At 45.1% G+C, this 18117-nt stretch carries 15 protein-coding genes and 1 pseudogene; 6 read left to right on the top strand and 10 right to left on the bottom strand.

Annotation, left to right across the window (positions count from 1 at the left end):
* Nucleotides 1-12 precede the first annotated feature (12 nt).
* From AC58U0_RS31130 to AC58U0_RS31120, 3 genes are all read right to left on the bottom strand, one after another.
* Nucleotides 13-1485, bottom strand: a complete 1473-nt coding sequence (locus tag AC58U0_RS31130; RefSeq protein WP_497382684.1) for an ABC transporter permease — start codon at nucleotides 1483-1485, stop codon at nucleotides 13-15.
* A gap of 282 nt (nucleotides 1486-1767) precedes the next feature.
* On the bottom strand, nucleotides 1768-2274 hold the full coding sequence (locus AC58U0_RS31125; protein ID WP_497382683.1) for a GNAT family N-acetyltransferase: 507 nt from the start codon (nucleotides 2272-2274) through the stop codon (nucleotides 1768-1770).
* 25 nt (nucleotides 2275-2299) lie between these two features.
* Entirely contained in the window at nucleotides 2300-3649 is a 1350-nt protein-coding gene (locus AC58U0_RS31120) for an LLM class flavin-dependent oxidoreductase (protein WP_497382682.1), read from the bottom strand.
* A 191-nt stretch (nucleotides 3650-3840) separates the two neighbouring features.
* Here AC58U0_RS31120 and AC58U0_RS31115 point away from each other — a divergent pair, with 191 nt between their 5' ends.
* From AC58U0_RS31115 to AC58U0_RS31105, 3 genes are all read left to right on the top strand, one after another.
* The gene (locus AC58U0_RS31115) at nucleotides 3841-4626 is read left to right on the top strand and encodes a methionine ABC transporter ATP-binding protein (RefSeq protein ID WP_497382681.1); all 786 of its coding nucleotides are present in this window, start codon (nucleotides 3841-3843) and stop codon (nucleotides 4624-4626) included.
* On the top strand, nucleotides 4623-5291 hold the full coding sequence (locus AC58U0_RS31110) for a methionine ABC transporter permease (protein ID WP_497382680.1): 669 nt from the start codon (nucleotides 4623-4625) through the stop codon (nucleotides 5289-5291). The genes AC58U0_RS31115 and AC58U0_RS31110 overlap by 4 nt, the downstream gene beginning before the upstream one ends.
* Nucleotides 5292-5378: 87 nt before the next feature.
* Nucleotides 5379-6266, top strand: coding sequence for a MetQ/NlpA family ABC transporter substrate-binding protein (locus AC58U0_RS31105; protein WP_497382679.1), 888 nt, complete (start codon nucleotides 5379-5381; stop codon nucleotides 6264-6266).
* Between the two features lie 67 nt (nucleotides 6267-6333).
* On the opposite strand, the gene AC58U0_RS31100 is transcribed toward AC58U0_RS31105, so the two are convergent.
* The 3 genes from AC58U0_RS31100 to dpaL are packed head-to-tail and all read right to left on the bottom strand — an operon-like array spanning nucleotide 6334 to nucleotide 10116.
* Entirely contained in the window at nucleotides 6334-7572 is a 1239-nt protein-coding gene (locus AC58U0_RS31100; RefSeq protein WP_497382678.1) for an MFS transporter, read from the bottom strand.
* Nucleotides 7573-7601: 29 nt separating this feature from the next.
* Entirely contained in the window at nucleotides 7602-8852 is a 1251-nt protein-coding gene (locus AC58U0_RS31095) for a Zn-dependent hydrolase (protein WP_497382677.1), read from the bottom strand.
* 28 nt (nucleotides 8853-8880) lie between these two features.
* The gene (dpaL, locus tag AC58U0_RS31090; RefSeq protein ID WP_497382676.1) at nucleotides 8881-10116 is read right to left on the bottom strand and encodes a diaminopropionate ammonia-lyase; all 1236 of its coding nucleotides are present in this window, start codon (nucleotides 10114-10116) and stop codon (nucleotides 8881-8883) included.
* 205 nt (nucleotides 10117-10321) lie between these two features.
* Here dpaL and AC58U0_RS31085 point away from each other — a divergent pair, with 205 nt between their 5' ends.
* Nucleotides 10322-10999 (top strand): GntR family transcriptional regulator, encoded by a 678-nt coding sequence (locus tag AC58U0_RS31085; protein ID WP_497382675.1) that lies wholly within the window; start codon nucleotides 10322-10324, stop codon nucleotides 10997-10999.
* A 157-nt stretch (nucleotides 11000-11156) separates the two neighbouring features.
* A pseudogene (locus AC58U0_RS31080) lies at nucleotides 11157-11501 on the top strand (Ger(x)C family spore germination C-terminal domain-containing protein); the annotation flags it as partial.
* An 89-nt stretch (nucleotides 11502-11590) separates the two neighbouring features.
* Here the strand turns inward: AC58U0_RS31080 and AC58U0_RS31075 are convergent.
* Genes AC58U0_RS31075 through AC58U0_RS31060 form a run of 4 tightly spaced genes read right to left on the bottom strand, consistent with a single transcriptional unit; the run spans nucleotide 11591 to nucleotide 15693 of the window.
* On the bottom strand, nucleotides 11591-12427 hold the full coding sequence (locus tag AC58U0_RS31075) for a TIM barrel protein (protein ID WP_497382674.1): 837 nt from the start codon (nucleotides 12425-12427) through the stop codon (nucleotides 11591-11593).
* 34 nt (nucleotides 12428-12461) lie between these two features.
* Nucleotides 12462-13466: a proline racemase family protein gene (locus tag AC58U0_RS31070; RefSeq protein WP_497382673.1), complete on the bottom strand. Its 1005-nt coding sequence runs from the start codon at nucleotides 13464-13466 to the stop codon at nucleotides 12462-12464.
* A gap of 17 nt (nucleotides 13467-13483) precedes the next feature.
* Nucleotides 13484-14506 (bottom strand): proline racemase family protein, encoded by a 1023-nt coding sequence (locus tag AC58U0_RS31065; protein WP_497382672.1) that lies wholly within the window; start codon nucleotides 14504-14506, stop codon nucleotides 13484-13486.
* Nucleotides 14503-15693: an NAD(P)/FAD-dependent oxidoreductase gene (locus AC58U0_RS31060; RefSeq protein ID WP_497382671.1), complete on the bottom strand. Its 1191-nt coding sequence runs from the start codon at nucleotides 15691-15693 to the stop codon at nucleotides 14503-14505. The genes AC58U0_RS31065 and AC58U0_RS31060 overlap by 4 nt, the downstream gene beginning before the upstream one ends.
* Nucleotides 15694-15859: 166 nt before the next feature.
* On the opposite strand from AC58U0_RS31060, the gene AC58U0_RS31055 reads away from it, so the two are divergent.
* Nucleotides 15860-17608: a sigma-54 interaction domain-containing protein gene (locus AC58U0_RS31055; RefSeq protein WP_497382670.1), complete on the top strand. Its 1749-nt coding sequence runs from the start codon at nucleotides 15860-15862 to the stop codon at nucleotides 17606-17608.
* Nucleotides 17609-18117: the final 509 nt, after the last annotated feature.

Below are 18117 nucleotides of genomic sequence, written 5' to 3'. Positions count from 1 at the left end.
CATGCACCCGCTTTAGTAGTCTCTCATTTTGGATCTGATTCGGGGGTCAAGGAATGCATATAATAGATCTACCAGCAAATTGACCAGTGAAATGGTCACAGCTACATAGATTACCCCAGCTAGAATGCCCGGAATATCTGGAATAAACTGCTTATCTACGATATAGCTGCCAATCCCGTTGATGTTAAATACTTTTTCCGTTACAGCAGCGCCGCCAAGCATACCGCCAAACTGTAATCCGATCACAGTGACGATGGGAATAAGCGCATTGCCGAGTGCGTGCTTTAAGATGACTTTGCGTTCACTTAATCCTTTGGCTTTAGCCGTAACGATATAATCTTGATGAATTACCTCGAGCGTGGAAGATCTTGTCATCCTAGCTACCGATGCTGCGAGTCCCGTCCCTAACACAATGGCTGGATTGATTAAGGACAGCCATTTGTCCGGATTATAGGTGGCTGGAAGCCAATTTACCTTGATGGAAAAATTTAATATGGCTACGAGCCCCTGCCAAAAATCCGGGATCGATAAACCAATTAATACAAGTAACATGAAGCCATAATCGAAGAAAGAATACTGCCTTGTTGCCGAAATAAGACCAGCAGGTATTGCCATAAGAATCGCGATGATTAATGAAATCACCGTTAATTTCAATGTGATCGGAAGCTTGCGAGTAATCTCTGTTGACACCATCTCGTTCCCCGAGAACGACTTGCCTAGATCAAAAGTAATGAGTCCTTTAAAAGAGTTCCACAATTGAATGAGATAAGGCTGATCCAGCCCATAGACCTGATTGAATTGATTCAGCTGATCCGGTGTTGCCGTCTGACCTAGTATGTTAGCCGCAGGGTCAAGAGGAGATAAATATAGAATCGTGAAGACTAGAAATGTGACTCCGAAAATAACAAAGACCATCATGACTAAGCGATCGAACACGTATTTCAAATAAGGCATACTGTAGATGTAAATGATCAGGTACATCAATAAACCCGGAAGTAGTGAAACCATAAAAAACAACGGATTCGAGATCAGCATTTTAAAAGTACCGCCAAAAGTAACTTTATTGACCCCACTAACTCTTATGACTTCCTCTACTTTTTTCGTAACCTCTTCATGAAAGATGTTGTCTGCGAATCGTTTCGCCTCTTTTTGAAGCTTGATTGTGCTAATCGGTTTATTAAAAAATAAATACTTGTTAGTAAGCTGTTTTCTAGCATCCTCTATAAGTCGGTTTTCATATCCCTCTTGACGATAACGATTTACTGTCTCCTTTCTAATCTGCAAATATGGATCGGATCTCTTTCGAACGAGATAAATAAGGGTCACAATCAAATTCACTGGCAGTCCAGATACAAAAAGCAAGAACTTGTAAAGTGAGTTCCTTAGCATCTTTTCATAGGTGCCGCCGATCTGTTGTGGGATGTTTCGATTGTTACTTGTAATTGTGTTTCTCAGCGCCATACGATTCGTGTGGGTAGTTGCCATAGAACAGCCTCCAAATGTGAAAATGCAAAAAAGACAACAAGAAACAAACTGGATCAGTTTGCTTCTCGTTGTCGAGTTAGCTGTATTTATTATCCAAAGGTTAAATAATTATCATTCTACTTCATCCTGCTATGAGGATGCGTTGGCGGCCGATAGATATGTCCAGTATATCTGGTACATCAAACGCTTTTAATCCCTAGTCATTTAGTATGAATTACAACCCTTGGTTAATTCTATTAAAAACATCTGCAACAGTCAACAGTAAATTTGCGAAACCTGTATTTATAATTTCTTCTCATACAAGCTTCCTCGCCAGCTAACCTTCCCATTACTCAAGTCAAAGGTGCCTTTATACGTAAAATCATGGCTGCGATAAAAGGTATTCAATACCTCATTGGTTGCCATGCAATCGAGTCTCAAGAATTTTTTGTCTTTGGATTTCACATAGTCTTCGATCCATGCCAGAAAATAACCGCCAAATCCGCGTCCTGCCTGCGTTCTACGAACAGCAAACCGATGCAAATAGCCGGATTCCTCGTTATGTAAATCTCCCCATACACTAGGGTCTGACCATTGGAGGGCAAAACTTCCCACATACTCGTTGTTATATTTAGCTAGAAAGATATGCCGATTCGTAAAATAGTCCAAAACAACATCTCGGTTAAAATGTTCAGGCCGCCATTGGTCTATGCCTTTAGACTGCATCCAATAGGCGGCCTCTAGCCATATCGCTAACACTTCTTCTACCTGAGATGGCGACGCTTCAAATATTTCTAAATCCTTTAACATGTTGTTCCTCCTCGTAAGGAAAGCATTACTTATTGGATGCCGACTGCGTTAAGCTATACCGATTTGGGGGCACTGGCAAATTCAGATGATCACGAAGCGTATCACCTTCATATTCGGTCCGGAACAATCCTTTCTCCTGCAAAAGTGGGACGACCAGATTTACAAAATCCTCCAAACTGCTCGGCAAAAGCGGTGACATCAGCATAAAGCCGTCTACTGCTCTTTCTACAAACCATTTTTCTAAATTCTTGGCTATTTTTTCAGGCGTTCCTACAAAGTCGTTGACGGTATATGACCCGGTTAACAAAGAGTATAGTTCTCTAAGGGTAGGATTTTCTTTGATAACGAAAGGACGAAATTTCTCATATTCGAATCGTACACCCGTCAGTTCGCCAAATCCAATATCAAGCGTTCTGGTTTCGAGCGTATGCTCACTCAAATCCAACCCTCCAAAATAATCGGTCAGGAACTTTAGGCCTGTTTCATTGGTTATTAATGATTCCAAGTAAGCAAGCTTCTGCTGTGCTATCTCTTCTGTTTCCCCAATAATCGGCGAAATGCCCTGTAGAATATGCACTTCATCCGCGGAGCGGCCGAAGGAGACGACCTTACTTTTGAATGAACGGTAAAATTCTTGAGAGTCCTCGAGGCTATTTTTATGTGAAAAAATAACCTCTGCACTTCTGGCGGCAAACTGTTGTCCAGGCTCCGAGGATCCGGCTTGCACCAGCACTGGGTGGCCTTGTCTAGAACGATGAATATTTAACGGCCCCTGCACCGAGAAAAACTCGCCTACATGGTCCAGCTTGTGAAGCTTGCTGCGGTCAAAAAAATGGCCGCTTTCTTTGTCGCGAATGAAGGCATCATCTTCCCAGGAATCCCATAAGCCTTTGATCACGTCAATAAATTCTTCAGCCCGCTTATATCGATAGCTGTGCTCATAATGCTCACTGCCATTGAAATTCAATGCTGTATTCCCGGATAAATCTCTAGTCGTTACAATGTTCCAACCGGCTCTGCCCTTGCTGATATGATCAACGGACATGAATTGACGCGCCAGATTAAAGGGCTCCACGTAAGAGGTGGAGGCTGTCGCGACAACGCCGATCTTCGAGGTCGCCCCTGCTAACGCTGTAATTAAGGTGATAGGTTCATAGCGGGTCAAAATATTCGGATGCGACTCCTCATTAATAGCCAAGCTATCCGCAATAAAGGCAATATCAAACTTTCCTCTCTCCGCAATTTGAGCCAAATGTTTGTAATAATCAATATCTATGCTGGCATCCGCCTGAGCATCAGGATGTCTCCAAGATGCTACATGCATGCCGGTTCCCACCAAATAGGCGGACAGTTTTATTTGTCTTTTACGAGACATGAGGTTTCCTCCTTTAATTCCAAGTAATACAATAAATTTAATTTGTTTTAATTTACCACCCTCCCCAATTACCGTCAATCCCAGGATGAAAAGCCTGAACTAGCGGTGAAAGAAATATTCTTGACAGAATTTGAGACATCATTTAAATTAAACTAAATCACTCGGATTAATAGGCATTAAGGAGGGTCACCATGATTGTCATCAAAAATCTCAATAAAACATACCGAACACCACAATCCGTGTTCACCGCCTTAGAGAATGTCAATCTTGAGATCGATAAAGGGGATATCTTTGGCATTATAGGCTTCAGCGGTGCAGGCAAATCAACACTAATTCGATGTCTAAACCGGTTGGAAGAGCCTGATTCCGGGAGCATTGAGATCGAAGGCAAGGTCATTACAGACCTCTCAGAGAAAGACTTGCGCCTAGCTAGACTGAAAATCGGCATGATTTTTCAACAGTTTAACCTCCTTGATTCCATGACTGTATTTGAAAATGTGGCCTTCCCCTTGCAAGTTGCAGGTCATCCCAAATCGTACATTCGCCAGCGTGTTAGAGAAATACTGGAACTTGTAGAACTTAGTGATAAAGAGAATGCTCATCCATCCCAGTTGAGCGGAGGTCAGAAGCAGCGGGTTGGCATCGCCAGAGCTCTTGCTAATGAACCAGACGTACTGCTCAGCGATGAAGCGACATCAGCGCTTGATCCTCAAACAACCTACTCGATTCTAGAGCTGCTAAAAGACATCAACCGTAAGCTTAATTTGACCATTGTGCTGATCACACATGAACTCGATGTGCTGCAGCATATTTGCAAAAACTTTGCGGTTATCGAGAAAGGTAAGATCGTTGAGCAAGGATCCGTGGACAAATTTTTCCTAAATCCCGAAAGCGACACTGCCAAGAAATTCGTAAAAATCATAGATTTCTACCGCAATAAGCATCACGTGGAAGAAAGGGTGAGAGTCAGCCTATGATACAAGAATTAATCGAATTACTCTGGCCTGCTCTTTTAGAAACACTCTATATGCTGTTTTGGTCTTCCATTTTCGCATTGATTATGGGTATTGTGCTCGGCGTCACTCTAGTGGTAACAGAGAAGGGCGGAATTCTTGAAGCTACGGGGCTTCATAAAGTCATTAGTATGGTCATTAACTGCATTCGCTCCATTCCATCTATCATATTAATCGTCCTGCTGCTGCCTTTATCGCGTTTGATTGTCGGAACCACCTTGGGTCCTACGGCCGCCATCGTGTCACTTTCAATCGGTATCGCGCCTTTCTTGGGAAGGATTATCGAAACATCGTTGAAGGAAGTCAGCATTGGGAAAATAGAAGCGGCCAAAGCCGTTGGAGCTTCCCCATTTACGATTATTTTCAGAGTGCTTATTCCTGAAGCCCTGCCAGCGCTTGTGCGTGGAGTCACGATTGCCATTATCGCCATCACCGAGTTTACGGCCATTGCTGGAGCCATCGGTGCCGGAGGACTGGGCAGTTTGGCCATCCGTTTCGGGTACCAGAGATTTCGTGAAGACGTCCTTATCGCAACTGTCATTATCATTATTCTTCTAGTTCAAATATTTCAGTGGACAGGAGACTACATCTCTAGGTCCATAAATAAAAAACGCTTCAAGCTGGATTAAAGCCTTGATTAAAGCTAGAGCACTATTGTTCCTATCGGTTTCATTGCATGACCAAATATACATAAAAGAAATAGGAGTGAGTTATTCATGGCTAAAAAGGGATTCTATTCTATCGTTTCATTATTCGCAGTTTTTAGTGTTATCCTTGCTGGGTGCGGTGCCAAGAGCAGCACGGAGGCATCAAGCAGCCCCAAAGCAGCTGCAACAGCCGCAACTACGACAGCACCAACCAGCGCTCCAACAGAAGCACCAAAAAAAGAAGTTACTTTAACCATCGGATCCGCAGAAATTCCGCACTCTGAAATCCTTAATTTTGTTAAACCGAAGCTAAAGGAACAAGGAATTAACCTTGTCGTTAAAGTCACGGATGAAGGTCTGTTGAATCAGCTGCTTAAAGATAAGCAAATCGACGCCAACTACTTCCAACATGTGCCTTACTTCGATTCGGTTAAAACTGAAAAAGGCTTCGACTTTGTGAATCCGATCAAAGTTCACGTTGAGCCTATCGGTTTCTACTCTACCAAGCTCAAATCGAAGGATGATATTAAAGATGGCGCGAAAATTGGTATTCCGAACAATCCATCCAATGAATATAGAGCGCTTGTTCTCCTTCAGCAGCAAGGATTAATCAAGTTGAAAGACGGCTTGACTACCTACCAAGCAACACCTAAAGACATCGTCAGCAATCCGAAGAATCTGAAATTTGTGGAAGCGGAAGCCCCTACTTTAGCTAGATCCTTACAAGATCTTGATGGCGCGGTTATTAACACGAACATTATTATTGAGGCTAAAATCGATCCAAAAACAGCCTTGTTCAGAGAAGATGCAAACTCTCCTTACGCCAACGTAATTACCGTTCGCAAAGGTGACGAAAACCGCGATGAAATCAAAAAACTGGGAGCTGCTTTGACCTCTCCTGAAGTGAAAAAATTTATCCAAGACAAGTACGGAGTAGCAGTAGTTCCTGCCTTCTAAAAAGGAAAAAGCGTCCTTCAAACCGACTAAACAGTTTGGAGGACGCTTTTTATTTCAAGTTCCGAAATTATATCAGCTCTTTGCGTGCTTTCAAATATTTATACAAGATAATGCCTGATAACGCACAGATGAGCGCGCAAAGTCCGATAAATCCGTATCCCGCTTGTAGTCCGCGCACCAGCCCCATTTCCCCTTCTGATCCGTAGAGGTTTTTGATGCCGTTGGTGATAGCCCCAATCGCATAGTTACCGATAACGCTCCCAATACCCATGAGGGTAACGGCAAATGTGATGGCAGTTTCACTGCTGTGTGGATATCTCCTAGCAATAAAGGCCATGACCGTTGGGTAAACCAGCGAAATTCCTATTCCAGCTACAGCGAACAGAAATGCAAATGACTCTCCTCCCCAGATCGCGAGGAAGGTACTTACGGAGGAAAATCCAGAGAAAATAATGAGGGATAGATTGAACCCGATCTTATCTGTGATTGGTCCCAGCAGGAGTCTTCCAAGCGAGAAGCATAAGAAGAACGCGGACAACATGCCGGATGCAGAAACGGATTCCCACTTATAGGCTTTTTCCAGAAAATTGACCAACCATCCTCCCACCGCCATTTCCGATACGACACCAGACGTAAGAATGAGTACGATTAGCCAAATAGCAGGATCGCGTATCAACGTTTTTAACGGAGTTTTCTCCTCATGAGGCAGATTGTCATCCGGAAAAGAGCCGAGAAATGCTGGAATCATCGGCAGTACGGACAAGGAAAGCATGATGAGATACATCCCCCGCCAGTCTACTATATGCCCGAACAGGCTCACCGACATCAAACCTGATGCAAGCATGGGGGCTGCAATAGAACTGAGCCCATAAAAGAAATGGGACAAATTCATCATTGTGCCGGTATTTTTGACAAAAATACGAGCTCCAAGAATGGCAAGAGCGATCTCAAGCATACCATTGCCAATGTACATCAAAAAATAAGACGAGGAGAAAATCGGATAGCTGCGGGAGAAAAAGATAAGGATTCCCGAAATCAGCATAGTCCCGAAGGCAAGAAGGCTCACAGCTTTTACACCTAATTTGCGGGTCAAGTACGCCGTAAAAGCGCAGGCGATCAAATAACCAAACGCATTGAGTGACAAAAGGGTGCCAAGCTGCTTCTCATCCAGACTAAAATCGTATTGAATAAGCGGAATTGCTGGACCTTTAATATTTTCTGATATTCCAAAAATAATGAATCCCACAAAGATGGTTGCCAACTGCATAGCATACGTTTTATTTAAGCCAATTGCTCGTTCACTCATTGAAGATAATTCTCCTAATTCACAAAAGGTTAATCGAGGCCAGCGAGCTTGCCTACGACGTCAAGCATTATGTTGGCGCCGTTAACCAACTCCGGCCCCGAAGTGTATTCGCGAGGATTATGGCTGATCCCGTGGGCACTAGGAACGAAGATCATAGCCGCCGGGCAAATGCGAGCGATCATCTGAGCGTCGTGGCCTGCGCCAGACGTCATTCGCTTGGAGCTCAGTCCCCGCTGCTTGGCGGCCTGCTCTACCAACTCGACGATGTTGTTGTCGAAGATGACAGGCTCAAAGCGAGCCAGCCGCTCGACAGAGATCGATACGCCTTCGGCAGACGCGAGTTCTATTAAATAATCTGCGAGTGCAGTTTCTTCATTCTTTAATCTCATCTCATCCGGATCACGCAGGTCAACGGTGAACGTGGCACGCGACGGGATAACATTGATCGCATTGGGCTCGAAATTGATGCAGCCGACCGTCGCCACAGTGGGCGCGTTCGAGCCGGAGACTCGGTCGCGCAAGAATGTCAATACACGGGCAGCCGCATGTCCTGCATCGTGTCGCATTGCCATGGGAGTCGTACCGGCGTGGTTTGCGACACCTTCAATCGTGACGCGCTGCCACGAGATTCCCTGAAGGTTCTCCACCGCGCCGATCGGGATGCCCTCACGCTCGAGCACCGGTCCTTGTTCGATGTGGAGCTCGACATAGGCGTGCGGCTGCAAGGAGCCCGGCTCTTCCGCGCCCGCATAACCAATACGCTCAAGCTCTGCACCTAACAAGGTCCCGTCGGTGCCCACTGTTGCGAGCGCCTCCTCGACCGAGAGACCTCCCGCAAACACTAGGGAGCCCATCATGTCAGGCGCATAGCGCACGCCCTCCTCATTGGTGAACGCTGCGACCGCGATCGGACGGGAAGGGACAAATCCAGCCGACCGCAAGGTCTCGATCACCTCGACGCCGGCGAGCACACCATAGCAGCCGTCATAAATACCGGCATTGATGACCGTGTCAATGTGCGAGCCAACCAGGATTGGCGCGTGATCGCCATTGTCTGAACCTCGCCAGATGCCAAAAACATTGCCGATGCGATCAACCGCAATCTCCAAACCGGCATTCTTCATCCAAGCCACAAGCGCGTGGCGACCTGCCTTATCGGCTTCGGAGGCGGCCAGCCTCGTCAGTGCACTATCATCGTCACGGCCAATCTGCCCGAGCTCACGAATTCGGCCGAGCAAGCGATCGGCGTCGATGGATAGGTTTAAACTTTTAAAAAGCATCTAACATTTCCCCTTTCATTATAGCCTATTATTTGGAATAAACAGATGGATAGATGCCATCCCACACTATTTTCCTGTAACCTTCAGGGTCTGTATCTCCCTCTGTGCTAATAATGAGAATGTTTGAATCCTTGTTTATATTTAATTTTTCAGCGATTTCAGGAAAATCATTTTCTTCCAAAATCAAACTTAAAACGCCCAAACCGACGGCACCGGATTCGCCTGAAATAACTTTAGGATCACCCGCTATTGGATTTCCCAGCATTCTCATCCCCTTCGCCGACACATGATCAGGACAAGCTATATACATATCCGCATAATCTCTTAAAATTTCCCAAGCAATTGTACTAGGCTCACCGCAAGCAAGCCCTGCCATTATAGTAGACAAATTACCTGTTACTGCATGAGGCTTCCCATCATTTTTTGAAACAGATTTAAATAGGCACGCGGCTTCATTGGGCTCAACAATGATCGTTATAGGTCTATCCTCACCAAATTGAGATAACAAATATCCTTGTATACTTCCGGCAAAAGAACCAACCCCTGCTTGAAGAAATACATGCGTAGGACTCTCTTGTCCAGCAGCCTTCATCTGTTCCATTGCTTCATCAATAAGCGTACAGTATCCTTGCATAATCCACGTGGGGATTTTTTCATAGGCTTCCCAAGCACTGTCTTGTACCAATACGCCATTATGTTCATCTGCATATTGATTTGCCAATCTTACCGTATCATCATAATTTAAATCCGTTATAGAAGCTTCTGCTCCTTCTTTTCTAATATGATTTAATCGTATTTCTGATGAACCTTTTGGCATAAACACGACTGATTTTTGTCCTAGCTGATTTGCCGCCCAGGCAATCCCTCTTCCATGATTCCCATCCGTAGCTGTCACAAAAGTAATATCCCCGAGTATTTCTTTCATTTCTTTCGATCTTAGTTTTTCAAAAGAAAGCTCTGACATATCCATGTTCAATTTTTCTGCCAAATATTGTCCAACAGCATAGGATCCGCCCAATACTTTAAAAGCATTAAGTCCAAATCTGTAGGATTCGTCTTTGATCCATATCTTACTTACGCCTAGTTTTCGTGACAATTCGTTTAAGCTATGCAGTGGAGTTACCTGATACTCAGGAAAACTCCTGTGAAAATGTCTAACTTTTTCTACAACTTCTTTATCCAAAAATGCAATACGCGTTTTTTCGATTTCTTTTTTTCGGGCATGCTCATTTGCAATATATTTCATTGCTGCTATATCCGTCATTTGCCTCATCCTCCAAATAAATGTGTTAGTTCTCTTGGCAAATATCATGCGATTGCATATTGATATGCAATATATTACATGTTACATTTGAAATAATACAGTGTCAAGATCCCTTGTTAAAACAACAGGTACCTTCTTTACTCGCTTGATGAACACAAATTCCACATGATATATTACATACAAGTAATGTTGAGGAGGTATTTAATTGTTACCTACACATGCATCTAAAGTAAACCGCTCTTCCATACGGGAACAGGTTTACCATCAAATACAAGAATGGATCATAACCGGGATTTTAAAACCTGGGGATAAATTGAAAGATCAAGAATTAGCCGAGGTGTTAGGGGCAAGTCGCACGCCAATTCGTGAGGCTCTTCTACGATTAGAAGAAGAGGGCATGGTGCAAACAAAAGCAAATAGCTGGACACAAGTGGCCCCAGTTGATTTTGATGAAGCTTATCAGCTATACCCGATTATCTGGTCGCTGGAGAAGCTTGCTGTTTCATTTGCACAGACAAATTTTCAAGCTATTCATGTAGAGCAGTTAGAAGCATTTAACGAAGGCCTTACTCAGGCTTTGAAAAATGAAAATGCGCTGGATGCACAGAAGTTTGATCATCAATTTCATCAAGTCTTTATCGATTTATCAGCTAACAAAGAGCTTATCCGTGTATTAGATGGTTTGAAGAAAAAGCTTCGCCGCCATGAAGTTACCTACTTCAACGGTTTTTTAGGAGCCGCGCAGTCTGTCGAGGAGCATACGAAAATTATCCACGCACTAAAAACAGCGGATTTTGCTGCAGCTGCTGAAATGATCGAAGTGAATTGGAAAGAGAGTCTTCAAAGACGTTTATCCATTTTTGAAAATAATGAGATGAAATAACTGTTTAAAACACAAGGGCAGCCCCCAAGTCGGCATTCGACTTGGGGGCTGCCCTTTGTTACAGTTCTTCATTTCGTTTCAGATATAGAATTACGTTTTCTTTTAGATATCCATGCTGTTAGACAGATCATAAGCAGCGTGGGTACAATCGTCCACAAGAGCGAAGATCATACCTCACCTGCAAAATGGTATTCCATCAGTTACGATAGAACTTCACGCTGAATTTGACGTAGCAGAGGTACAAAAAGAAACGAAGATCGACCCTGAACAACTTGAAAAGTGGAAAGATCAACTGAATGATTCTTTAAAGGAACAGATGATGGCGTTTATTGCTTATACGAAAAAAAACAAGGTCGATCTCATCGGAATTAAAGAAATCGTTCATCGGAAGTACCCCAAGCAGTGGAAAGACCTCGAAAAGGATTGGGATAAGATTTATCCAGAAATCCAATTCCAAGTTGTGGTTAAGAGTAAAATCGAGCACACCTTCTTGCTTTTATAAAAAAACCGTCAGGGAACATCTGACGGTCCTATTAGGTTTAGGCTGACCAGCCTCGTCCTGCAAAAAGTACATCTTTCGAACCCAAACCCTTATTTCATCAATGCTCTGATGATGCCCTTGATATGATTGATGGATTGTTGGGTATATCGATCATGAAGTGCGCCGGATTCGCTTTGTTGAGCCGCCATGTACGGATTAGATACCGGCGGCATAAATTCCATGGTAATGCACCCTTGGTAACCGAGCTCATGCAAAGTTCTAAATACATCCTCAAAGTTGGTTTGGCCTAAACCGGCCGCTTCTCTCGTATTGTCAGCGATATGAACATGAGCCAAATAGGGAGCTATGTTCTGAAGTGCAGATCTGTGGCTTCTTTCCTCCAAATTCATATGAAACAAATCAGCCATGATTCGTACACTGCTTTGGTTCACCTCTTGGGCCAGCTGTTTAGCCGCGCTTAATGTATTGACCAAATAGGTTTCAAATCGATTTAACGCCTCGATCGCCAGAATGATGTTTTTCGATTTCGCGTAGTCCCCTGCATCTTGAAGGCTGGAGACTGCCAGCCTCCACTCTTCCTGATAGGCCGAATCTGGGGCGCTTTTCCCGACTGGCGACGGAACGACGATGACAACAGAAGCCCCCAATTGCGCAGCCATGTCGACGCATGACTTCACATAACGAACGGCATGACTCCGTATTTCCGCATTAGGACTAGAGAGGTCACGGTCCAATGTATAAATTCCACATATGGAAGTGCATGCCAGATCGAACTTGCTTAACAGCGATTGAACGGCACCCAGGTCCATCTTATCGGGTTCACCGGCAAGTTCCACACCGTCATAACCGTACTTTTTCAATCGAATTAGACTCGTTTCCAAATCTTCATTTCCGTAGATCCATTGCGTTACGCTATATGAATACATGTACGCTTCCTCCTCCTTAGTCCCGCTACTTCCATTAACCCAGAAGGAAGCCTTCCCCGAGCGGGTCAGACGGGTCAACAATAAATTGATGTGTCCCGGTAATGAAAGCTCTACCTTGGATAAGAGGGACGATAGCTTCATATTCAGCCACTTTCACAGTTTCTATGACGCGTCCCGTAAACTGACTGTCTACAATGCTTTCATGCACAAAGATTTGACCGATCTCTAACTCGCCACGGGCATGCAATACTGCCATACGCGCGCAAGTTCCCGTTCCGCAAGGCGAACGGTCAATTTGCCTATCTGCAAATATCGTCACATTGCGCAAATGCGAGCCTTCCTTACGCGGAGTATCGGAAACGACCACGCCATAAATGCCCTGCAGCTGCGGCTCTAAGGGATGGCTAACCGTCATATGGCTCTCGACATAGGCCTTAATCGCAGCCCCCCATTCTTGGAGTTTAGACAACTCTGCAATGTCAATAGAGATGCCAAGCTCCTCTGCTTTGACAATTACATAGAAGGCGCCGCCAAAAGCGATGTCTACCGTAAAAGACTTTCCTAGAACCTCTACTCGTACGTCTTGTGCGAAAACGAAGGAAGGAACGTTCAGAAACGAAACCGATTTCACCTCTGTGCCTTCACATTCGGCTTTAGCAAACACTTTGCCAGCCGGAGTATCCAAAATAATCTGCGAGCGTTCCTCGGCTGCCGGAAGAAAGCCCATTTCAATGGCAGCCGTTACCACAGCAATGATGCCATGTCCGCACATCGTGCTGAATCCTTCGTTATGCATAAACAGTACGCCGAAATCGGCATCTGGACTTACTGGCGATGTGATTACGCATCCGTACATCCCATGGTGCCCTCGCGGTTCAAACATGAGCACCTTCCGAATGTAATCATAGTGTTCGCGAAAGTAAGCCCTTCTCGCAAGGATGGTATCGCCTTTTAAAGGTGGAATCCCCCCTGTAATAATACGCAAAGGTTCTCCTCCCGTATGCGCGTCAATTGTTGTATAATACTGCTTTAGTTCCATCGTTTTCCCCTTCTTTCTCAGTGATCCTCTGCAGGCGGAATCAATAAAAACCCCTCATTAAGCTCATCATCCTCATGCATAAAAAATGTGTGCATCCCCGTCATCCATGCCGAACCTTCGATTCTGGTCACCACAGCCGGGAAGCGACCTACCTGCGTGGTGCCAACTACCTCGGCGCGGAACAGCGAACCGACAATACTCTCGTGTACAAACTCCTCATTCATGCGTATTTCCCCTTTGGCAAACATCACCGCAAGCTTAGCCGATGTTCCAGTACCGCAAGGAGAGCGGTCAATTCCACCGGGAGGGACGATCACGGTATTTTTCACATGGGCATCCGGATGTGTCGGGTTTGAATAAAATTCAACATGGGTCAATCCTCTTATATATGGGGCCTCCGGATGCACCACCTCAACCGATTGATTAATCGCCTTGCGCAAGTTTACGGCCATTTTCACAATGGTATCTGCGTTGAATGGCGTTAGTTCAAGCCCCAACACCCGGGCATCCGTTATCGCATAAAAGTTGCCGCCATATGCGATGTCGCAGTAGACGTCTCCCAATCCTTCTGCTTCTACCCTTACATGCTTATACAAAAAGGCGGGAACATTTTGAAAAGCTACTTTTCGAACCTTCCCGTTCTGCACCGCAAGCTCAGCTTCAACCAGTCCCGCTGGCGTATCGAGCTTCAAATACGTCGTGGGCTCTATGACGGGGATCATTCCGGTCTCGACCAATGCCGTACAAACGCCTATGGTGTCATGACCGCACATCGGTAAATAACCGCCGGTTTCGATATAGATCACACCGATATCCGCCTCCGGATGGCAAGGTTCCACGAGTATGGCGCCTGACATGACGCCGTGCCCTCTTGGCTCGTACATCAATATTTTTCGAATCCAATCATACTCTGTTTTCATATGCAGCATTTTTTCCGACATGGTTGACCCTACAAGTTTGGGAAGTCCGCTGATCACTGTTCTCGTAGGATTTCCGCCGGTATGCGTATCTACGGTCGTAAACACTTTTTTGCTCTTCACGTAGAATCCACCCTTTCCTGAAATCTCTCAAACTTTAGAGGTTCGGTTGAAATGATCGTCTCTAACTGCTCCGTAATGATTTGGCTCATCAGTTTCCCCGTCACCGCAGCTAAGCTGATGCCGTCTCCTTCATGGCCTGCTGCGATATAATAGCCCGGCACCTCATTGACTGCTGACACGATCGGCAAATGATCTTTCGTCCAAGGCCTTAACCCCGTATAAGTACGAATGATTTGAAAATCTCCGATTTTGGGATAAAAACGAAGCGTTCTTCTTGCCATGCAACGTACAACTTCCATATTTACGCGGGTATCAAAACCGACAAACTCCCGGCTGCTGCCAATCAAAAAGTTTTGGCTTTCCGTAGGTTCGAATACGAGGGCAACACCATACTTCTCCGTGAGCGGGTCGACTTTCCGCTGGCCGCCGAATTTGGAGATCAAATAACCGAACTCCATCACCTTCCGCAAGCCGACAGGGACTTGACGAGAGGCAACGATCAGATGCCCTTTCCTGGGCACAATCGGAATGTCTAAGCCGACCATGCGGCCGATATGCGGAGCCCATACACCTGCAGCATTCACGATTTTTTTAGCGGTAAACTCACCCTGATTCGTGCTGATCTTGAAATTTCCTGTTACCGGATCTCTGTTGATGGAAGTAACTTCCGTTCTCAAACAAACACGGGCACCATATTTTTTTTGAGCATCATCAAATAAGGAGTACGTAAGCAGATAAGGATTGACGGTCGAATCTGTGCCGCACTCGAGTCCACCCGGAAGATCGTCAGCAAGGAAAGGAGACTCTTGGCGAATATCCTGCCGGTCCAGCATCCGAAACGGAAGTCCTAACGCCTTCTGCCTCTTCACCCACTGCTGCGCTGCCTCCATTTCTTCATCCGTTTCACAGACGAGAATGCTGCCTGGCGCCCTATATTCGAACGGACATGCCAATTCCCGGCTCAGTTCATCGATGATCTGTTGACTGACCAGCGACATTTGACTGTCGAAGCCTGGATCTTTATCGATAGCCAAAATGTTGCCGTCGCAACGAGATGACGTGCCGCTCGCCACTTCCCCTTTCTCGAGCACGGTTACGTCCAACCCTTGTTTACTCAAAAAATAAGCAATGGCTGAACCAACGATTCCACCTCCAATAATGACAACTTCCGCATGATTCACACCCATAGACAAATTCCCTTTCCAACATGTAGATTCATCACTCATACATTTTTAATAAGCAATTTTCATGCCAAGTCTTTGAGCCACATGTGTCTAAAAAAATTTACACATATTCACATGAAGCGTATAATTTTAAACATAAACGCTACCCATATAAGGCGAGGTCATGATCATGAAGCACAAAGCCCCTATCCTAGAGGATTTGATTCAGAACAATTATTGTTTCATTGAAAAAGAGGACGATGCGGAAGCTCGGTTTGCCCAATATGTATCCACCCTGCTGCCGAATCAAAAAACGGTTCTTTTTTATAAAGACGGCTTGCAGCTTTATTATTACGTCGAAGAACACACGGCTAGCGGGCTTAGCTGGATGAATGTGCCCTGGCAAACCGCCCTATCCGTCTCCCAAAAGACGCCGATGGACGCTGTCATCCCGCTTTTTCACGAAACCGATTACATCCTTGTAAGTAATGCTGCCGACCAGCCGATCGGTTATATAACCGCTGCCAATATGCTTACTGCCTTTCATCAAGCACACCAAGTCTTGGAAGCTTATTTCGAGTCCATGATCGACACGATGGATGCCTCCATCTCCATGATTGATGATCAAGAACGGACGGTCGTGTGGACCAAAGGAGCCGAGCGAATCTTTTCTATAAAAGCCGACGACATTCTTAGCAAACCTATGGCCGATTTCTTCCCTGCTGATAGGCTGCAAATCTTACAAACCCATAAAACCGGTGATTCTGTGTTTCGCAAGCTGCACCAACCACGGCCCGATTTATATGTCCTGATTAACTCGAACCCTATTCGCCTTAATGGGCAAATCATTGGTTCCGTCGTTGCAGAAACGGACATCACCAATGAGGTCCGGTTGAATCAGGAGCTATTCAACGCCACTTCCAAGGTCCATCAACTGCAGCAGCAAATGGCCCAGCTTCAACCATCGACCGATCCATTTAGCCCTATCAAAGGAACGAGCAGCGCCATTAAGCGAACGATAGACATGTGTAAAAAAGTTGGTACGACCAAAGCAACGGTGCTCATTCTCGGTGAAACCGGTGTCGGCAAGGAGCTTTTCGCCAAAGCCATCCATGACGTTCGAGAAAAACCGGACGCTCCTTTTATCGCGATTAACTGCGGTGCCATTTCTCCTTCTCTATTCGAAAGCGAATTGTTCGGTTATGAAAAAGGCGCCTTTTCTGGAGCTGACAACAACGGCAAAAAGGGGAAAATACAACTGGCGACGGGCGGCACCTTATTTTTGGATGAAATTGGTGAAATGCCGCTCGATATGCAGGTCAAGCTTTTGCGTGTACTGCAGGAAAGAACCTATTTCCCCGTAGGCGGAACCAAGCAATTGAAAGCCGATATTCGGATCATTGCCGCCACAAATCGCGATTTGAACGCCCAAGTCAAACAGGGGTTATTCCGAGAAGACCTTTACTACCGCTTGAATGTGGTTACGATTGAAATCCCCCCGCTTCGCGAGAGAAAAGAAGATATCATCGAACTGACGCACTGTTTCTTGAACGAATTTTCAGTTAGCTATAACCGATACATTCAACATGTCCCGCAAGATGTGTTATTGGATCTGCTTCATTACAGTTGGCCCGGCAATATACGAGAGCTACGGAATGCGATTGAACGATTGGTCGTTTTTGCTGCAGACGGATCGGTGAAAAGAGATGACCTGCCGATGTCGATCCATGCCAGTAAACATAGGGATGATTCTCCCCTACAAGAGGAAATTCCGAATGTGATCCAAACCTTGCAGAAGGAGTTGGAAGTTCACGAGAAACAGATCATTAGCAAAGCATTGGAACTGGAGAAAGGCAACAAACTGGCGACTGCCAAGCGGCTCGGCCTGTCACGAGCAACACTGTATAACAAGATGAACAAGCTTGGTTTTGACGAGTGAATCGTTCTAATGATCGTAACGAAAACAGCCTAACCCATTAACACCTGAACTGTGACCCCACTCGTTGACACTTAAAAGAAAGACCCTCTGTTAGAAGATGGCTCCTGTATTTGCAGGAGTCATCTTTATTACGTCCATTGATAACGATTGCTAATTCAATATAATGAGTTCAAAGTGCTCAGAGTAAGCTTTAGCCACCGTTAGCTGGGCTGGTTGATAAAACTGTCTTTTCATTTATTGTGCCGCTTCAAAACTGGTAAGCATAACTCAAAAATTCGATGTTATTATCGTTCAGTAACTTCGATGTGCTGCCGTGATTACCAATGTTGTAGTTTCTACAACATTTCACATGCCAAAAGGCTACTTTACGAGTAAAAGTTGTAGTTTGTACAACAATCCGGTATAACCCCCTAATACTGGACACTAGTCGACTAAAGCAATAGATTACTTATTAAATTGCGAGTTTAAACGGCTTTACTTCATTTTTCTTTAACTTCTCGAGAAATTCT

The organism is Paenibacillus sp. J31P190, from assembly GCF_059692075.1.
The sequence above is the reverse complement of the archived record's forward strand: the minus strand, read 5'-3'. Positions and strand labels throughout refer to the sequence as shown.

Bases quoted from the DNA above. Each gene is read 5' to 3' on its own strand.
- AC58U0_RS31130 (WP_497382684.1), bottom strand. From the start codon at position 1,485: ATGGCAACTACCCACACGAATCGTATGGCGCTGAGAAACACAATTACA.
- AC58U0_RS31125 (WP_497382683.1), bottom strand. From the start codon at position 2,274: ATGTTAAAGGATTTAGAAATATTTGAAGCGTCGCCATCTCAGGTAGAA.
- AC58U0_RS31120 (WP_497382682.1), bottom strand. From the start codon at position 3,649: ATGTCTCGTAAAAGACAAATAAAACTGTCCGCCTATTTGGTGGGAACC.
- AC58U0_RS31115 (WP_497382681.1), top strand. From the start codon at position 3,841: ATGATTGTCATCAAAAATCTCAATAAAACATACCGAACACCACAATCC.
- AC58U0_RS31110 (WP_497382680.1), top strand. From the start codon at position 4,623: ATGATACAAGAATTAATCGAATTACTCTGGCCTGCTCTTTTAGAAACA.
- AC58U0_RS31105 (WP_497382679.1), top strand. From the start codon at position 5,379: ATGGCTAAAAAGGGATTCTATTCTATCGTTTCATTATTCGCAGTTTTT.
- AC58U0_RS31100 (WP_497382678.1), bottom strand. From the start codon at position 7,572: ATGAGTGAACGAGCAATTGGCTTAAATAAAACGTATGCTATGCAGTTG.
- AC58U0_RS31095 (WP_497382677.1), bottom strand. From the start codon at position 8,852: ATGCTTTTTAAAAGTTTAAACCTATCCATCGACGCCGATCGCTTGCTC.
- dpaL (WP_497382676.1), bottom strand. From the start codon at position 10,116: ATGACGGATATAGCAGCAATGAAATATATTGCAAATGAGCATGCCCGA.
- AC58U0_RS31075 (WP_497382674.1), bottom strand. From the start codon at position 12,427: ATGTATTCATATAGCGTAACGCAATGGATCTACGGAAATGAAGATTTG.
- AC58U0_RS31070 (WP_497382673.1), bottom strand. From the start codon at position 13,466: ATGGAACTAAAGCAGTATTATACAACAATTGACGCGCATACGGGAGGA.
- AC58U0_RS31060 (WP_497382671.1), bottom strand. From the start codon at position 15,693: ATGGGTGTGAATCATGCGGAAGTTGTCATTATTGGAGGTGGAATCGTT.
- AC58U0_RS31055 (WP_497382670.1), top strand. From the start codon at position 15,860: ATGAAGCACAAAGCCCCTATCCTAGAGGATTTGATTCAGAACAATTAT.